The 16445-nt window shown below is 69.8% G+C and carries 15 protein-coding genes and 1 pseudogene; 4 read left to right on the forward strand and 12 right to left on the reverse strand.

Annotated features, from left to right (window positions below):
• The 5 genes from GT042_RS39800 to GT042_RS01375 form a co-directional block, all read right to left on the reverse strand.
• On the reverse strand, positions 1-819 hold an 819-nt coding region (locus tag GT042_RS39800; protein WP_161306853.1), incomplete at its 3' end, for a helix-turn-helix domain-containing protein.
• Positions 820-1100: 281 nt separating this feature from the next.
• Positions 1101-2024, reverse strand: a complete 924-nt coding sequence (locus GT042_RS01360) for a hypothetical protein (RefSeq protein ID WP_237530371.1) — start codon at positions 2022-2024, stop codon at positions 1101-1103.
• 317 nt (positions 2025-2341) lie between these two features.
• Positions 2342-2602, reverse strand: coding sequence for a DUF397 domain-containing protein (locus GT042_RS01365; RefSeq protein WP_345943633.1), 261 nt, complete (start codon positions 2600-2602; stop codon positions 2342-2344).
• Positions 2599-3456 (reverse strand): helix-turn-helix transcriptional regulator, encoded by an 858-nt coding sequence (locus GT042_RS01370; RefSeq protein WP_161306855.1) that lies wholly within the window; start codon positions 3454-3456, stop codon positions 2599-2601. Before GT042_RS01370 ends, GT042_RS01365 begins: the two co-directional genes overlap by 4 nt.
• 165 nt (positions 3457-3621) lie before the next feature.
• A complete protein-coding gene (locus GT042_RS01375; protein ID WP_161306856.1) occupies positions 3622-4152 on the reverse strand; it encodes a hypothetical protein in 531 nt (176 codons plus the stop codon).
• A 425-nt stretch (positions 4153-4577) separates the two neighbouring features.
• Here GT042_RS01375 and GT042_RS01380 point away from each other — a divergent pair, with 425 nt between their 5' ends.
• The gene (locus GT042_RS01380) at positions 4578-5132 is read left to right on the forward strand and encodes a molybdopterin-dependent oxidoreductase (protein ID WP_237530372.1); all 555 of its coding nucleotides are present in this window, start codon (positions 4578-4580) and stop codon (positions 5130-5132) included.
• Here the strand turns inward: GT042_RS01380 and cynS are convergent.
• Both cynS and GT042_RS01390 read right to left on the reverse strand, forming a co-directional pair.
• A complete protein-coding gene (gene cynS, locus GT042_RS01385; RefSeq protein ID WP_161306857.1) occupies positions 5095-5538 on the reverse strand; it encodes a cyanase in 444 nt (147 codons plus the stop codon). The genes GT042_RS01380 and cynS overlap by 38 nt on opposite strands.
• 104 nt (positions 5539-5642) lie before the next feature.
• Positions 5643-6506, reverse strand: coding sequence for a helix-turn-helix transcriptional regulator (locus GT042_RS01390; RefSeq protein ID WP_161306858.1), 864 nt, complete (start codon positions 6504-6506; stop codon positions 5643-5645).
• Positions 6507-6829: 323 nt separating this feature from the next.
• On the opposite strand from GT042_RS01390, the gene GT042_RS01395 reads away from it, so the two are divergent.
• Both GT042_RS01395 and GT042_RS01400 read left to right on the forward strand, forming a co-directional pair.
• Positions 6830-7705 carry a glycosyltransferase family 2 protein gene (locus GT042_RS01395; protein ID WP_161306859.1) on the forward strand — a complete coding sequence of 292 codons (876 nt, stop codon included), beginning with the start codon at positions 6830-6832 and terminating at the stop codon, positions 7703-7705.
• A 170-nt stretch (positions 7706-7875) separates the two neighbouring features.
• Positions 7876-8904 (forward strand): iron-siderophore ABC transporter substrate-binding protein, encoded by a 1029-nt coding sequence (locus tag GT042_RS01400; RefSeq protein WP_345943634.1) that lies wholly within the window; start codon positions 7876-7878, stop codon positions 8902-8904.
• Here GT042_RS01400 and GT042_RS01405 read toward each other — a convergent pair.
• From GT042_RS01405 to GT042_RS37940, 4 genes and pseudogenes are all read right to left on the reverse strand, one after another.
• Entirely contained in the window at positions 8901-10280 is a 1380-nt protein-coding gene (locus GT042_RS01405) for a SidA/IucD/PvdA family monooxygenase (protein WP_345943635.1), read from the reverse strand. The genes GT042_RS01400 and GT042_RS01405 overlap by 4 nt on opposite strands.
• Positions 10277-11809 (reverse strand): pyridoxal-dependent decarboxylase, encoded by a 1533-nt coding sequence (locus GT042_RS01410; RefSeq protein ID WP_161306860.1) that lies wholly within the window; start codon positions 11807-11809, stop codon positions 10277-10279. The genes GT042_RS01405 and GT042_RS01410 overlap by 4 nt, the downstream gene beginning before the upstream one ends.
• A gap of 569 nt (positions 11810-12378) precedes the next feature.
• Positions 12379-13731, reverse strand: a pseudogene (locus GT042_RS01415) (diaminobutyrate--2-oxoglutarate transaminase family protein); the annotation flags it as partial.
• A 108-nt stretch (positions 13732-13839) separates the two neighbouring features.
• Positions 13840-14508 carry a GNAT family N-acetyltransferase gene (locus tag GT042_RS37940; protein ID WP_345943636.1) on the reverse strand — a complete coding sequence of 223 codons (669 nt, stop codon included), beginning with the start codon at positions 14506-14508 and terminating at the stop codon, positions 13840-13842.
• Positions 14509-15002: 494 nt separating this feature from the next.
• On the opposite strand from GT042_RS37940, the gene GT042_RS01425 reads away from it, so the two are divergent.
• Positions 15003-15395: a VOC family protein gene (locus tag GT042_RS01425; protein ID WP_202532210.1), complete on the forward strand. Its 393-nt coding sequence runs from the start codon at positions 15003-15005 to the stop codon at positions 15393-15395.
• Positions 15396-15993: 598 nt separating this feature from the next.
• Here the strand turns inward: GT042_RS01425 and GT042_RS01435 are convergent.
• Positions 15994-16419, reverse strand: coding sequence for a hypothetical protein (locus tag GT042_RS01435; RefSeq protein WP_161306862.1), 426 nt, complete (start codon positions 16417-16419; stop codon positions 15994-15996).
• Between the last annotated feature and the right edge of the window lie 26 nt (positions 16420-16445).

Here is a 16445-nt window from a genome sequence, read left to right on the forward strand (position 1 = left end):
CACCCCCGGCACCGGCCCCCCGCCCGGCACCGTCACGCCCCCCGGATACGAGGAATCCGTCGCCAGCAGGGGAAGCGCCCTGTCCCACTGGGCCTCGAACAGCGACGACAGCGCCACCAGCATCGGCGACGGGTGGATCAGATACGCCACCGACTGGCCACCCGGCGCCAGGCTGAACGGAATGATCGCCGCCTGGTCGTCGCTCAGCACCAGTTTCAGCGGCAACTCGTTCCGTACCCGCGCCTGTTCGCCCGTACGGATGCTCGGCACGATGTCGTTGTCCAGCCGCCCCGGCCACGCCACCGCCTCGCGGTCGTAGATCACCCGGTGCACCACACCGGTCCGTTGCCGCCGGACCTGGGCGTCGAGGTTGCTGCCGGGGCGGTCCACGTACGGCGGGCGGTCGAACGCCCGGATCTCGCGCCGCGCCGCCGCCGTCAGCCGGCGGACCGCCGCGCTGATGTCGTCACGGTCGGAGAGCAACTCCACCGCCATGTCCGGATGGCTGATCCGCGCCGCCTCCCGGTGCGTCTGGGTGAGCCGTTCCACCAACGACCGCGCCTCGTCGAGCCGGTGTTCGCGCTCCTGGATCAGCGCGGTGACGGCGACATCCGGAGATACGGCGGTGAAGCGCGGCGGCCGTCCCGCCGAGCGGGTCGCGAGACCGTTCCTGACCAGCCCGGACAGCAGCTTCCCGACGGGGACCGCGGGCCGCCCGCACGCCTCGGCGACCTCGGAGGCGGTGGCCCTCGGCAGCCCGACCAACACCTTGTAGACGTGCTCTGTCTCGTCCGTGAGTCCCAGGACGCTGAATTCCATGGCTTCTCCGACGTTCCCGTGGCGGCGGCCCGCCGACTGGCGGAAGCCGGGCGGCATCACCCACTTGCGCCTCTTCCGTCACGGTTGACATCTTCCACGAGAGTTCCGGTGGATGTAACCCGCACTCAACCGGTTCTCAGGTCACCGAAAACAAGGGCCGGGCCCCGTCCCACGGAGGGAGGGGGCCCGGCCCTTCAGTCATATCTGAGGTGCTGTCCTGCGGTGCTGTCCTGCGGTGCTGTCCTGCGGTGCTGTCCTGACATGCGTCCTGACGTGCTGCCTCAGCCGAAGAACACCGACGAGACGTCGTTGTCGAATCCGATCGCGGCGAGGTCGGCGACGTTGCCGTCGATGACCTTCGACTTCCCGGTGCAGTCGGCCCCGGTCCAGAGCTTCAGCGAGCCCTCGGCCTGGACGGAGGAGGCGACGTTGTCCCGGCTGACGTTCTGGCAGCCCTTGCCCGAGAGCCCCTGGGACCCGTTGTCGGCGAAGTTCTTGTCGTCGAAGAGCACGGCGTTGGACGCCGGCTTCGCCGCCGGGGCGCCGCTGGAGACGCTGGGAACGGGAACGGCGCCGCCGCCCGCCTTCTGGCCGTCCGGGGTCACGCCGAACCACGTACCGCCCACGCCCTGGCCGTTGGTGTCACCGGGCTTGAGGTCCTTGGAGAACCGGTAGACGGGCCAGCCGCCCAGGGTCACCTGGAGAGACCCGTCGGCGCGCTTGACGACACCGACGTCCTTCTTCTTGATGCCGTCGATGAAGATCTTCCCGTGCGGGTCGACGATCACCGGCGGCCAGGTGACGGCGCACGCGTCGTTGCAGTTGGACTGCGACGGGTCGGCCGTGTCCTTGTCGAAGCGGTAGAGGGTGAAGCCGGCGCCGTTGGCGACGACGGGGTCGAGATCGCCCGCCTTCGTGGCCGACAGCTGGACCCACTTGGCGCCGGCCGGGGTGGTGGGCTTGCCCGCCGGGTTCGCGAAGTCCCCCGTGTTCGCGGGGGCGTTGTTCTGCTTCGCCGTACCCCCGCGGAAGTCGAGACTGCTGAGCGCGGCCTTCGCCGCCTCGGCGGCCCGGGACCCGGCGTCCGCCGCCCCCGACGCCACGTCCGCCGCGCCGGAGGCGGCGGAACCCACCGCCGTGTCGTCGCCGTTGCAGGCGGTCAGCAGCATCGCGCCCGCGGCGACGGTGGCGGCGATCAATCCCATGCGCTTCCGGAACATCTTCTGTCTCCCGTGGTGATCGGCTCCGGCTCGTCCGAAGCCTTCATGGGGGAGTACGAGGTGGCTTTGGGACGAGCTCACCCGGTTACGTCCTCAGGACACAACACGAACAGGGTCCCGACAACGGGAACTTGATCAAGACGTATCACCGGACATGTCAGACATCACCCAGGGCCCCAACGACACGACGGCAGCGGAGGCATGGCTACTGACGGCGGCCACCGAAGCATGCCTGCTGACGGCGGCCACCCCGGCGCTGCCGCGCCCCGCCGCCGGCCGAACAGGAAGGAGAACGGGCCCGGCTAGACCGCCGTCAGGAACGACGCCCACGCGCCCGCGCTGAAGGCCAGCCGCGGGCCCGCCGGGGACTTGCTGTCACGGACGAGCGTCATGAGCGTCACCGGCGCGTCCCGTACGCGCCCGGAGACCCCGTCGGACGCCTCGACACGGCGGCCGGGGACCCCGTCCGCCACCTCCACACAGTTGCCCTGATCGCCGCTGAAACTGCTCTTCCGCCAGGTCGCGTGGCCGAGGTCCACGCCGGGCTCGATGCAGTGCTTCACGTCTGTTCCCTCATTCGGCGCGCGAGCATGTCACGCGAAGGTTCTACGTCCAGGGCGGCCGCACGCAACCGGTCGAAAGTTCGGCCGTAAGCGGTCCGGTCGGCGTCACGTTCGAGGTAAACGCTACTCGCAAGGCCTTCCGAATACACGACATCAAGGTCAGCCTGGACGGGGAACTCGAGGATCACGAACGGACCCAGCATCCCGGCGTGCGCCCCGGCGGCGAACGGCAGGATCTGCAACGTGACGTTGGGCAGCTCCGTCGCGTCCAGGAGCCGCTTGAACTGCTTGGCCGCGGTCGGCGCGCCGCCCACCGGCCGGTGCAGTACGGACTCGTCGAGGATGGCCCAGAGCTGGAGCGGGTCCTCCCGGTTCAGCGCGGCGTTCTGCCGCGCCAGCCGTACCTCCACCAGCGCGTTCACCTCGTCGGCCTTGCGCTCCGGCTTGAGGGACCTGATCACCGTGCGCGCGTAGTCGGGCGTCTGCAACAGGCCGGGAACCAGGGTGGTTTCGAAGCTGCGGGCCGCCGACGCCTCCGCCTCGAAGTTGATGTAGTCGAGATAGCGCGGCGTGAGGACGTCGTTGTACGGCTGCCACCAGACGCGCCGCTTGCCCTCTCTCGCCAGCGCTTCGAGGCCGGTACGGGTCTCCTCGTCGCGGACCTTGTACAGGTCCAGCAGGGCGCCCACTTCGTGCACCCGCAACCCGCTGCGGCCCGTCTCGATGCGGCTGATCTTGGACGGGTGCCAGGACAACTCCGCCGCGGCGTCCTCCGCCTTCAGCCCACAGCGTTCCCTGATCTTGCGAAGCTCAGCACCCAGCATGCGGCGGCGCATGGTCGGAACAGCGGCCAACTGGCGCACCTCCCTCTCACTCGTGACAGGTCAGCGTATGTGGTGGCCGACGTGGTCACTGCCCGACCCGGGCAAAGTACAAGTACGCTTTCAGGAAGGCATGGTGCGGCCCGGCCGGAGTCCTCCGGCCGGGCCGCGGCGGCACTTCGCTCACTGGCCGTCGGTTCAGTGGTCCTCGACGATACGGACCGCGACGCCGTCCTGGATCTTCACCTCGGCGGAGACGCCCTTCTTGGCCGCCGCCTCCAGCTCCTCCTCGGTGCACGGCGTGGCCGCCTGACCGTTCTCGTCACCGCATATGTCGCCCGCGCCCTGGATGTCCGTGTCGACGGCGACCCAGAACATCTGCTCCGTACCCTTCATGTCGCCGACGGAGTACTTGCTGGGCGCGATGTACGTGACGTTCCCGAACCAGGTGCCGGAGACACCCTTGCCGTCGGCGACTCCCGTGTCCTCGTCGTCGACGCCCTTGTCGGCCCCGGTGTCCCCTTCGTCCGTGCCCTTGCCGGCCCCGGTGTCACCCTCGTCCGTGCCCTTGTCCGCCGCCGGCGTCTCCTTCGCGGGCGCCGCCGTGGCCTTGTCGGACGCCGCAGGGGCCGCGGCCACGTCGTCGCCGTCGCAGGCCGTCAGCAGGGTGGTGGCCGCGACGAGGGCGACGGCGGTGAGGACGGCCTTGCGGAGGTGGTTACGAGCCATGATGACGAACTCCACTTGTGTCTGGGGATGTTGGCTCCGCGGACTGTGTCCGCGGATCGGGGCGTCCCCCTGCGTGATCACTACTCTGTCGCGCCGCCACCGCTCCGCGTAAGCGCGGTCCTCGACCGAGAACGCGCCCGTCGCCGCCCTGTGACATTCGGGACGGGACCCGGGTCACCAATCGGGCATCGGACCCCAACTCCCGTCGCCACCAAGGCCGGTCGACAACAGCCTCCCCCGTAAGCCCTGTTCGGCGCGGCGATCGCTTCTGCGGGCCCGCGACGGCACCTCACCTCCCACCGGCAAGGTAAAGAAGCGGTCTTGGCTCGCATCCGAGGTTCACCCCCGAGATTCCCCCGGACGGCCGCTGGGCATCACCCCGATGCAGCAGCGCCGCGCACGCTGACCTCCCGAGGGGGATCCTGATGAGCCGAGTCAGCACACAGCACCGCACCGCGAGCACCGAGCACCCCACCCCGCACCCCGCCGCCGCCCCCTTCCTGCTCCGGGGGGAGGTCGCCCGTACGGTATCGCTGACCGTCACGGACCTGCGCGAACGGTGGGCCTCACACCGCGCCGACGTCGTCTTCCACTGCACCACCGACGGCCCCCGGCACCACACCTTCGAGGGCGCGCTGCTCCGCGACGTCATCGCCGCCGCGAGCCCGGACTTCGGGGGCCTGCGCCGCAAGGACCGTACGCGCTACCTGCTCGCCGTCACCGGCGGGGACGGCCACCACACCGTGCTCTCCTGGGCGGAGGTCGACGCCGACTTCGGCAACGTACCGATCCTGCTGGCCACGTCGATGGACGGGCGCGGCCTGGACGCCGAGGGCAGTCAGCTGGTCGTACCGTCGGACCACTGCGGGGCGCGGTACGTCAGCGCGATCACCAGCGTGTGGCTGGGCGCGTACGCCGGACCGCCCCCGCCCCCGCCGACCCCTACCACTGGTACGGCAGATACTTCCCGTCGAGCGTGATGACCACGCGGTCCCCGGCCGGGTCGGGGACCCGCCGTACGTCGAGGCGGAAGTTGATCGCGCTCATGATGCCGTCGCCGCACTGCTCGTGGATCAGCTCCTTGATGGCGGGCCCGTAGACCTGGATCACCTCGTAGAGACGGTAGATCGTGGGATCGACGGGGACGGCGGAGTCCAACGCGCCGCGCGTGGGCTGGAGTTGGAACGCCAGAACGGCGTCCCCGTCGAGTTCGAGCAGCGCCGCGGCAGTCTCGGCCTGCTCCGCGCTCATCGGGTGCTGCCCGAGCAGCGCGGCGGTGGTCCACGCCAGCGGCGCGTCCAGGGCCTCCGCGAGCTGCGCCCACGTCACTCCGGTCAGCACCTTCGCGGCCCTGACGGCTTCGCCTGCCTGCTGTTTGGTGAGCATGCGGTGCATCCTAGGATCCGGCGGCGCCGGGGCACCACGGCGCGACGGGAAAACGGCCGGGACGTGTCACCGGTCGGTCCTCCCCGCCTCCCCGCCTCCCCGCCTCACAGGTCCTTACGGAACGCGGCGAGAATGTCCCGCGTCCGGCGCGCGGACTCCGCCTGCGCCACCATGCGGTCCATCGCCTCCATGTGCGCGGCGACCTCAGGGGGTTTGTCGAGGTAGAGCGCGCCGGTGAGGTACTCGATGTAGACCATGTCGGGGAGTTCGGGGACGGCGAACCGGAAGAGGACGAACGGGCTGTACGTCCCCGGGTGGTGGCCGGCCGCGAACTCGGCTATCTGGAGCGTGACGTTGGGGCGTTCGGTCGCCTCCAGCAGCCGGTCGATCTGCGCCCGCATGACGGCCGCCGAGCCGACGGGTCTGCGCAGCACGGTCTCGTCCAGGACCGCCCAGTAGACCGGGGGTTGTTCGGTACGGGTGAGGAGCGCCTGACGCTGCATCCGCAGCGCGACGTGGCGCTCCAGGCGCCCGGGGCTCGCCCGCCCGACCTCACCGGCGGTCAGGACGGCCCGCGCGTAGTCCTCGGTCTGGAGCAGACCGGGCACGAAGTGCGGTTCGTACGACCGGATGGTCCGCGCGGCCTCTTCGAGGCTGACGTAACCGCCGAACCAGTCCGGCAGGATGTCGTGGAACCGCTGCCACCAACCGGGCTTGCTGGCCTCGTCGGCGAGATGCAGAAAGGTGGCGGCCTCGTCCTCGGGGACGCCGTACGCGGGCAACAGGAGCTGTACGTACGGAATCTTGAGCGCGACCTCGGCCATTTCCATCCGCCGTACGGTCGCGGCGGTCACCCGCAGCAACCTGCCGGCGTCGTCACGGCTGAGCCCGGCCCGCTCCCGTAGAGCCTGGAGCCGTCGGCTGAGGACAAGCTGTCCGATGGTCGGCGCCGACCGCGGCTCGCTCACGCCCTGCTCCTGAGAATCCCCAGCACCATACTGAGCAGTATGCCACAGCGGCCCCCAAAAACCGACCCCGCGCCCCGTTCTTCCGCCGCCCAGGCCCGTCGCGTCCACCCCAGAACGTCAACCGAATCCTCAGCCGGAACCTCAGCAAGGACCTCAGCCACGACCTCGGCCGGAAACGTCAACCGCGACGTCAACCAGAACGTCAACCGGAGCGCCAAGATGAACCCCCGGCATCCGGAGGGGTACCTTCCAGTGGCCCCTGGATGTCGGGGGCCGGATACCATCGATTTCCTGACGTCAACGAGAGCTGGGGTGATCCGGACATGTCCCGACCACGTGTGGGTGTGGCCGTGCTGACCATGGGGACCCGGCCCGTAGAGCTGCGGGCGCTGCTGGACTCCGTGGCCAAGCAGCGCGAACCGGCCACCCGGATCGTGGTCGTCGGCAACGGTTCACCGCTCCCCCAGCTGCCCGACGGCGTCATCGGCATCGACCTCCCCGAGAACCTCGGCGTCTCCGGCGGACGCAACGTCGCCATGGAGAAACTCCGCGAGTGCGGTGACGTGGACGTCCTGGTGGACCTGGACGACGACGGCCTCCTCGTCGAGGCCGACGTCGTCACCCGCGTGGCGGATCTGTACGAGGCCGATCCGGAGCTGGGCATCGTCAGCTTCCGTATCGCGGACGAGACCGGCTTCACCCAGCGGCGCCATGTACCGCGCCTGCGCGCCGACGACCCGATGCGGGCCGGCGAGGTGACCACCTTCCTCGGCGGCGGCCACGCGCTCTCCATGCGGATGCTGGCGGAGACGGGCGGCTGGCCGGACGCGTTCTTCTTCACGCACGAGGAGACCGACCTCGCGTGGCGCGCGCTCGACGCGGGCTGGAAGATCCGGTACGAGCCCGACCTGGTGCTCCAGCATCCGCGCACGTCCCCCGCCCGGCACGCCGAGTACTACCGTATGACCGCCCGCAACCGCGTCTGGCTGGCCCGCCGCAACCTCCCCGCCCCGCTCGTCCCGCTCTACCTGGGCACGTGGATCCTGCTGACGGTGGCACGGACCCGCTCCGTGACGGGGCTACGCGCGTGGTTCGGCGGCTTCGCCGAGGGCGTGAGAACGGCGTGCGGCACGCGCCGGCCGATGCGCTGGAGCACGGTACGCCGCATGACGGCGCTGGGCCGCCCGCCGGTCATCTGATCTGAACGTGGGTCACCTGATCTCACGTCACTCTCCTCGCTCTCCTCACTCTCGTCCGAAACGTCTCGCCCCGACGCCGTCTGGCCCCACCCCCCTCCTCATGGTTAGGCTCGCCTAACCCAAGCCACGTCCCGGACCGACCCCGGGGCACCGCCGAGGAGGCCCCCGCCGTGTCCGTCGAGTCCGTCGTGTCCACACCCCTCGCCCGCCGGCTCACGGCCGTCGCGACCGCCGCCGCCTTCCTGCTGACGCTCACCGCGTGCGGCGGCGACGGCGCCGGAAACGGGGCGTCCGGTACGGATGGGTCGTCCGGGTCCTCCGCCGGAGACGGGGCACCGTCCGCGGCGACGCACACCGTCCCCACGGTCATGGGCGACGTGAAGGTCCCCCACACGCCCCGCAGGATCGTCGTCCTGGACACCGACGCGCTGGACTCCGTCGTCACCCTCGGCACAACTCCCGTCGGCGCCACCACCGTTGCCGACGGCGCGCCCCTCTCCGCCTACCTGCCCGCCGACCGCCTCAAGGGCGTCGAGCCCGTCGGCCTGATCGGCGCGCCGAACCTGGAAGCGATCGCCGCGCTCAAGCCGGACCTGATCCTGAGCAGCAAGGTCCGCGACGAGAAGAACTACACCGCGCTGTCCGCGATCGCCCCCACCGTCTTCTCCGAGACCACAGGCCCCAGTTGGCGTCAGAACTTCGCCCTGCACGCCGACGCCGTGGGCAAGAAGCCCGAGGCCGACAAGATCGCCGCCGCCTACGACGCGCACGTGGCCCGGCTCACCACCGCGCTGGGCGGCCCCGCCGAGGCGAAGAAGACGAAGGTCGGCTTCGTACGGTTCGTGGAGGGCGCCGACACCCGCCTCTACCTCAACGACACTTTCGTGGGCTCCCTGTTCAAAGATCTCGGCGTGGGCCGCCCCGCCAACCAGGACACCGCCGGCTTCTCGCTCGACGTCAGCCCCGAACAGATCGACAAGGCCGACGCGGACGTCCTCTACCACTCCACGTACGGCGACCCGGCCAAGGCCAAGGAGACCGCGACCACCGCGGGCCCCCTGTGGAAGAACCTCACCGCGGTGAAGAAGGGCCGCGCGTTCGCGGTGGACGACAACCTGTGGATGCTGGGCATCGGCTACACCGGCGCGGACAAGATCCTCGACACCATCGAGAAGACGTACGTCTCCACGCGGCGCTAGAGGGTGTCCGGCACCCCGAACGTCGTCCACGCCGCCCGCTCCGGAAGCCTCAACACCGTACGCCCGGCAACGGCGTTGAGGATGGTCGCCGCCCGCCACGCGCCCAGCGTCAGGTCGGGGGCACTCACGCCGTGCGTGTGCAGCTCGGCGTTCTGGACGTACAGGCCGCCGGACACATGGGGCGCGAGGGTCACCCGGTAGTCCGCGTCGATGCGGTAGCGGCTCTTCCCGTCCCAGTCCACGAGCTTCGACAGGGGCTCCAGGAAGGCGGGGCGGACCGCCGCGTACCCCGTGGCCGACACGATCGCCGACGTACGGACCTCGAACCGCTCGTCTCGCTCGGTGTGCAGGCACGTGAGCCGGTACCCGCCCCCGCCCCCGGGCAGGGGCTCCGCCTCCACGACCGCCACGCCCGGATGGAGGGCGGTGCGCGGTTCCGTACCGCCCACCGTCCGTTCGTACAGCTCGTCGTGGATCGCGGCCAGCGTCTCCTCGCTCACGCCCTTGTACAACTGCCACTGCTCCCGCACGAGTTGCTCGCGCCGCCGCTCCGGCAGTCCGCGGAAGTAGCGGATGTAGTCCGGGGTGAAGTGCTCCAGGCCGATCTTGGAGTACTCCATGGGCGCGAAGGCGGGGGTCCTGGCGAGCCAGCGGACGTACGGCCCACCCACCCCGGCGCCCGCCCCGTCCCCCACGGGCTGCTGCCGCAGCAGATCCAACACCACCTCCGCCCCCGACTGCCCCGCCCCGATCACCGTGACGTCGTCCAGTGCGGCCAACTCGACGCGGTGCGTGCGGTAGTCGGCGCTGTGCAGGACCCGGCCCCGGTGCCCGGACCCACCGGTGAGCAGAGGAAGCAGCGGCTCGGGCACGACGGGCTGCGTGCCGACGCCCAGCACGACGTGCCGCGCCAGGACCCGCGTCGAGGCCCCCGCCGCCGAGCGGTACGTGACGGCGAACGCCTCCGCGCCCTCGTCCCACGCCAACTCCGTCACCCGCGCGTCGAATCGGCAGGAGGACAGGCGCCCGGCGACCCAGCGGCAGTAGTGGTCGTACTCCCTGCGCGGTATGTGGAACCGTTCCGAGAAGAAGAACGGGAACATCCGGTCGTGCTCCCGCAGGTAATTCAGATACGACCAGGGGCTGGTGGGATCGGCCATCGTCACCAGGTCCGCCAGAAAGGGGACTTGGAGGGTGGTCCCGTCGAGAAGCAGCCCCGGGTGCCAGGAGAAGTCCGGCTTGGCATCGAGGAACAGGGCGCGCAGGCCGGGCACGCCGTCGCAGAGCGCGGCGAGGGACAGGTTGAACGGCCCGATACCGACGCCCAAGAGGTCGTGGACACGCGGCAGTTCATGTACGTCCGTCTGAGGGGTCACAGCAGGTCCTCCTCGGCCCGGCCGGCGGCGACCACCGCGTGCAGCAGACGCTCCACCTCGGCCGGAGTGGTGTGGGGGTTGAGCAGGGTGAGCTTGAGCCGGACGCGGCCGGGGCCCTCGCCGGGGAGTTCGGTACGGCCGACGACGGCGCGGCCTTCGCGGAGGAGCCGACGCCGCAGGGAGGCGTTGACGCGGTCGAGAACAGCGGGATCATCACCCTCCCCCACCAGGTACCGGAACAGAAAGACGGTGAGCACCGGTTCGGCGTGCAACTCCAGGCGAGGATGCTCCCGTACGGTACGCGCCCCCGCCACCGCGAGGTCGTGGCACGCGTCGACGAGCCGCCCCAGCCCCTCCCGCCCGAGCGTCCGCAGCGTGACGGCGATCTTGAAGGCGTCGGCACGCCGTGTCGTACGCAGCGAAAGCCCCAACAGGCTCGGGTAGCCCGCCTCTTCGTCGTCGGCCGGGTTCAGGTAGACGGCGCGCCGAGCCAGCGAGGCGTACGTCTCCGAATCCCGCACCAGGAACACACCGGCGGCGGCCGGCTGCCAGCCGAGCTTGTGCCAATCGAGGGATACGGAGTCGGCCGCGCCGATCCCGTCCAGCAGCGGCGCGAGCCGGTCGGAGAGCAGGGCGCCACCGCCGTACGCGGCGTCCACGTGCAGCCAGGCCCCGTGCGCGGCGGCCAGCTCGGCGCAGGCGCGCAGCGGGTCGACGGCGCCGGTGTCGGTGGTCCCGGCGGTGGCCACGACAGCCACGGGCACGTCCCCGCGCCGCCGGCACGCGCCGAGGAGCGCGGCCAACTCCCCTTGCCTCATACGGAGGTTGCGGTCCACCGGCACGGGGATCACCGCGTCCTCCCCGAGCCCGAGGAGAGCGGCGGCGCGCTGAACGGAGAAGTGCGCGGCGGCGGAGGCGAGAATCCGGCCCCGGGGCCGGCCGGACACCCCACTCATCTCAACGCGCCAACCGTCCGCACCCCCGTTCACGCCCTCGTTCCCGCCCCCGAGGACCCGGTCGCGGGCGAGCATCAGCCCCATGAGGTTGGACTCGGTCCCCCCGGAGGTGAGCACCCCGGCGGCGCGCCCGGGCTCGTACCCGACCATCTGCGCCAACTCCCGCAGCAACAGGGTCTCCAGGGCGGTGGCGGCGGGGGCCTGGTCCCAGGAGTCCTGGGACGGATTGAGCGCGGACACGGCGAGATCGGCGGCAACGGCGACGGCGAGGGGCGGACAGTGCAGATGCGCCGCGCAGTCGGGGTGGGCGGGATCAGCACTCCCGGCGGCGAGCAGCCGGGTCAACCGGGAGAGCGGTTGATCGCGGCCCGTCCCGGAGGCAGCGGCACGCTCCTCCGGCGACCCGCCGGCCCCGAACTCCTCCGCCACGGCGGCGGCGATGTCCTGCGGCAACCCGGCCGGAAGGGGTCCGCCCCGCGACGCGGCGCCTTCGGCGAGGGCCGCCAGCACGGCGGCAAGCAGGGGCTCCAGGGCCGAAGGGCCGCCGACCCCGCCGGAAAGATCAGCGCTCAAGGCAACCGCTCCTGCCGCGAGGCGCCCTCGCCAGGCGTCGCCTCGTCGGCCGCCTCCGCCTGGACGTCCGACCGGGCAGCCCGGCCCGAGTCCGGCGACGTCCTGACGCCCGTACCGGAAGTCACCTCGCCTCCGGCCACCGTCCCGCCGTCGGGGACCCGCGCCGCCACGCCCCGGCCCGGCGTCAGATAGCCGAATCCATGGGCTGTAGGTCCAACCGGCGCCGGAATGCCGGCAGTTCCACCCGCACCCGCCAGCCGTGCCGACGTACCGTCACCGGTCCTCGGAGGAGCCACCGCACGACGGACAACCCGCGCGCCGCCCGACGAACCCGGTTCGGGCACCGCGACCGGACTCGGACCAGGGTCAACGCCCGAACCAGGCTCGGGCTCCACGCCCGACCCCGGACCGGGCCCCGAACCCGCGCCGCCGCCGGCCCCCGGACCCACAGAACCCGGGCCCGAACCCGGACCCGGGCCGGCACCAGGCCCCGGGCGTCCACCCGCATCCCCACCGGAATCCCCACCGGAATCCCGACCAGAACCCCGCCCCCGCGACTCCGCCGCAACCGCCGCCACCGCGTCCCCCACCCGCTCCAACACCGCCTCCGCCTCCCCGTCCGTGATCGTCAGCGGCGGCAACAGCCGCAACGTCGCGTCGTACCGGCCGCCCAACTCCACGATCACCCCCCGCTCCAGGCACGCCGCCCGCACCCGCCGCGCCAGGTCCGGGTCCGCCGGATACGCGCCGCACGCGTCCAACGGGCCCTCCGGGTCGACCAGTTCGATCCCGATCATCAGCCCCCGCCCCCGCACGTCCCCGATCACCGGCAGCGCCGCCCGCAGTTCCTCCAGCCGGGCCGTCATCCACGCCCCCACCGTCGCCGCGCGCGCGACCAGGCCCTCCCGGGCCACGTACCGTAACGTCGCCGCCCCCGCCGCCATCGCCAGCGTGTTCCCCCGGAACGTGCCCGTGTGCGCCCCCGGCAACCAGCCGTCGTACCGTTCGTCGTACACGATCACCGCCAGCGGCATACTCCCGCCGATCGCCTTCGACATCACCATCACGTCCGGTACGACCCCGCTGTGCTCGACCGCCCAGAACGCCCCCGTCCGCCCCACCCCCGTCTGCACCTCGTCCACGACCAGCGGGATCCCCCGCTCGCTCGTGATCCGCCGCATCGCCCGCAGCCACCGGTCCGGCGCGACCACCGCGCCCCCCTCGCCCTGCACCGCCTCCAGGATCATCGCGGCGGGCGGCACGACACCCCCGGAGGGATCGTCGAGGAGCCGTTCCGTATACGTGACGGCCAGATCCGTACCCCCCTCACCCCCCACCCCGAACGGACAGCGGTACGAGTACGGATACGGCAGCCGCGTCACCTCACCCACGCCCCCCGCCGCCACCGCCTCCTTCGCCGCGACCGCCCCGCTCGCGGCCAGCGCCCCCGCCGTCATCCCGTGGTACGCCCCGGTGAACGCCAGCACCCCACGCCGCCCGGTCGCGGTCCGCGTCAGTTTCAGGGCCGCCTCGACGGCGTCCGTACCGGCGGGACCGCAGAAGTGGATGCGCGCCCGGTCGGCGAACCCCTTCGGGAGCGTGGCGAAGAGCGCGTCGGTGAAGTCGTCCTTCTCGGGCGTGGCGAGGTCGAGGACGTGCAACGGCGCCCCACTGTCGATCGTGCGCCGCAACGCCTCCCGTACGACGGGATGGTTGTGCCCGAGCGCCAACGTCCCCGCCCCGGAAAGGCAGTCGAGATACCGCCGCCCGTCCACCCCCTCCACGGTCATGCCGTGGGCGCGCGCCGGAACGATGGGAAAAGAACGGGCGTACGTACGCGCCGAGGACTCCCGCTCACGCTGCCGCCGCAGAATCCCACCCTCGGGTGTCTCGGACGGAGCGGTGGGGTGGGGCACTGTCATTGGTACGGCTCCGGGGTACGACGAACCAACAGAACTTAGGCGAGCCTAACCTAATACTCCGTCGCCCAAGCAGCAATCCACCGCACCCCCACCTCACCCACCCCACCATCACGGGGTCAAAGCACGACACCAAACATCAGTAACAGCCCCCACACCCACACCCGCACCCACACCGACACCGACCCCCACCGAAGGAACCACGGCAGCGGCGGGCGGAGTAGCGACCCCGAGCCTCGTCCACCCCCAGGACCTCAACGCCCCGATGCCGGCCTCGTTCGCCGGATCGACCCGGAGGGTCACCAGAGCCGCGTCCGTACGGAGAAGAAGCTGCTCAACCATCCGCGTGGCGACCCCGCTCCTCCGGTACGCGGGAAGGACCATCAGCTCCGCGAGCCCGAACACCTGCCCGGACACGGTCAGTTCCTCGATGTCCCACGGCACATCCGCGTCGAGACCACGCCACCACTCCCCGGCCCGGTCGAGCAGGAACCCGTACGCGTGCGCGGCCGGCTTGCCCCCGCCGCTCGCGACCACCATGTCGAACCCGGTCCGCTGCACATCCTCGGCGAAGGCCCGCAGGAACTCCTGCCGGTCGTGAAACTCCTCGCCGTGCACGCGGTGGTACGCCTCGACGTACACATCCGCGACGTCCTCCCGCTGCTGTTCCGCCTGCCACCGGCTCAGGCGCCGAATGAACACCTCTGGCACGTGCCCTCCCGCCCGGATGTACGTCAGCCCGCTGGACACCCGCTGTACGAGGCGTACGCGATTGTCCACCGCCACGTCCATCGTCGCAGGACACACACGATCACGGGAACACCGCTCAAGCCCCGCTTTCCGTAAATCCCGGGGATCCGGACACCGGAGTAGGGTGGGAGGGGGGACGTCTCAGAGGTGGGCCCCAGATGGACAGCACATGGATCTCGGTAGCCGTAGCACTGGTGACAACGGCACTCCTGGTGGGCGGGATCTTCGTGATCAGACGCCTGAACGGCCAACACAAGACCCGCAACACGTCATTCTCCTACGCAAGAAACCTCTGGGACCCAGAAGTCCGCTCCAAAACAACCCGCCACGAAGCCCCCACGAGGCCCGAGGACCACAACCGGCACTGAACACCGCGCCGGGGCGCCACTTCAAGCCCGTCCGGCGATTGAGGACCGGGGCCCGGGGCAGAGCCCCGCAACGCACCGCAACACCACCCCCACGCTCAGCGCACCCCCACGCCCCCCGCACCCCCACCGCACCGCCATCCGGCGTCATGGGCCAGGATGACCAACATGCGCATCCTAGGCCTGGTATTCGCGGGTTCGTCCACCTCCAACCGCCAGGAAATGACGGACTTCCTCCACAACACCCTCTCCCTCGAACCCACCCAAGTCGAAGGCGTAGAAGCAGACCTCTTCGCGCTCCCCGACGGCTCAACCTTCGCGGTGGCATCCCCCGCCGGCATGGGCGACACCCCCCGCTCCATCGGCTTCCTGGTGGACAACCTCACCGAGGCAGCGGAAACCCTCCGCGCCTCAGGCGCCACGGTAGGCCCCATCGCCGAAAACGCCCAAGAACGCTACCTACACTTCCGCGCCCCAGACGCCCAACTCTACGAACTAGTAGAACGCAAGCCACTGCACCTAACATCGGCCGACTCAAAGATCACACGCTGATCCCGGCCATCCTCATCCGAAGATTCCAACAGACTCAGTCGTGGCGCTGTCCATTCATCTCTCCATGCACCCACTCGATACACTCGGGCCGATCTCCGCTTCCAAGTCGGCAGAACTCTTCAAGTACTGCCCGAATCCGATCGACCCGCAGGGCGCTTCTGGGGTCGAAGAAGTACGGCACCCCCGGGTCGGAAACAACACGCGGATCGAAATCCGGAGGATTTGGGTTATCAGAAACCCAAATATATTCCGAAACACTATCCTTCGTCGCACACTCTTGCGTTGCAAACCAAACGAGCCCCCCGTAACCAGTCTCCAAGTTGACTGCGGCCTGAAGAGTGTTGTCGGGCCACCAGTCACGTGCCCGCTCCGAATGACGCCCGTCCGCGAACATGAGGGATGCGACTTCCCCTGGACTGATCCATGGCTGGTCAAGTCGCTCTGACCGCAATTTTTCCATGACCTCGGAAAACATCTCAGACTTTTCCTGCCAGCTCTCTGCATAGCAGTAGCAGCCATGGATCACAGCATTCAGAATCCTGACTCTACGGCCTCTTCAGAAATTACAGAGAGGGTGGGAGGAGGACAACAAATAAGTCTAGGCAGCTCCCTTCCGGATCTCAGCCAAGGCGCCGACCGCTTTCCGGATAGACATTTCGAGCCTGTCACCAGTCTCACGGACCAGTGCGCGAGCATCTTCGCCATCCCTCTGGAAATTCAGACTGGCCTCGAACTCAGTCCATGTTTCGAACACCAATCGAGTCTGCTCGTTGCTGGCACTCAACAAGAGGGCTACATCCTGCATACTCATACTAGAGCCCTTCACGTCTTCGAGGAACCAAATAGTGAAGAGTGAACTCTCCGTAATAAAACGCCCGACAAGCGCGCAGGCATCTTTGCTCAGAATATTACAGGAGAGCATTCTGATGGAAAGGTTGACCGCCGGAGAACTGGCCGGACCTAGCAATTCATCGGGAATGATCCATTGAGGAACTTCATCGAGCCACTCCCACCCTTCAGGCATAGACAAATCTCTTCACCCTCCGCATT

The organism is Streptomyces sp. SID3212 (assembly GCF_009865405.1).
Classification (GTDB): domain Bacteria; phylum Actinomycetota; class Actinomycetes; order Streptomycetales; family Streptomycetaceae; genus Streptomyces.

Bases quoted from the DNA above. Each gene is read 5' to 3' on its own strand.
- GT042_RS01360 (WP_237530371.1), bottom strand. From the start codon at position 2,024: ATGGGATTGATCGCCGCCACCGTCGCCGCGGGCGCGATGCTGCTGACC.
- GT042_RS01375 (WP_161306856.1), bottom strand. From the start codon at position 4,152: ATGGCTCGTAACCACCTCCGCAAGGCCGTCCTCACCGCCGTCGCCCTC.
- GT042_RS01380 (WP_237530372.1), top strand. From the start codon at position 4,578: ATGAGCCGAGTCAGCACACAGCACCGCACCGCGAGCACCGAGCACCCC.
- cynS (WP_161306857.1), bottom strand. From the start codon at position 5,538: ATGCTCACCAAACAGCAGGCAGGCGAAGCCGTCAGGGCCGCGAAGGTG.
- GT042_RS01395 (WP_161306859.1), top strand. From the start codon at position 6,830: ATGTCCCGACCACGTGTGGGTGTGGCCGTGCTGACCATGGGGACCCGG.
- GT042_RS01425 (WP_202532210.1), top strand. From the start codon at position 15,003: ATGACCAACATGCGCATCCTAGGCCTGGTATTCGCGGGTTCGTCCACC.
- GT042_RS01435 (WP_161306862.1), bottom strand. From the start codon at position 16,419: ATGCCTGAAGGGTGGGAGTGGCTCGATGAAGTTCCTCAATGGATCATT.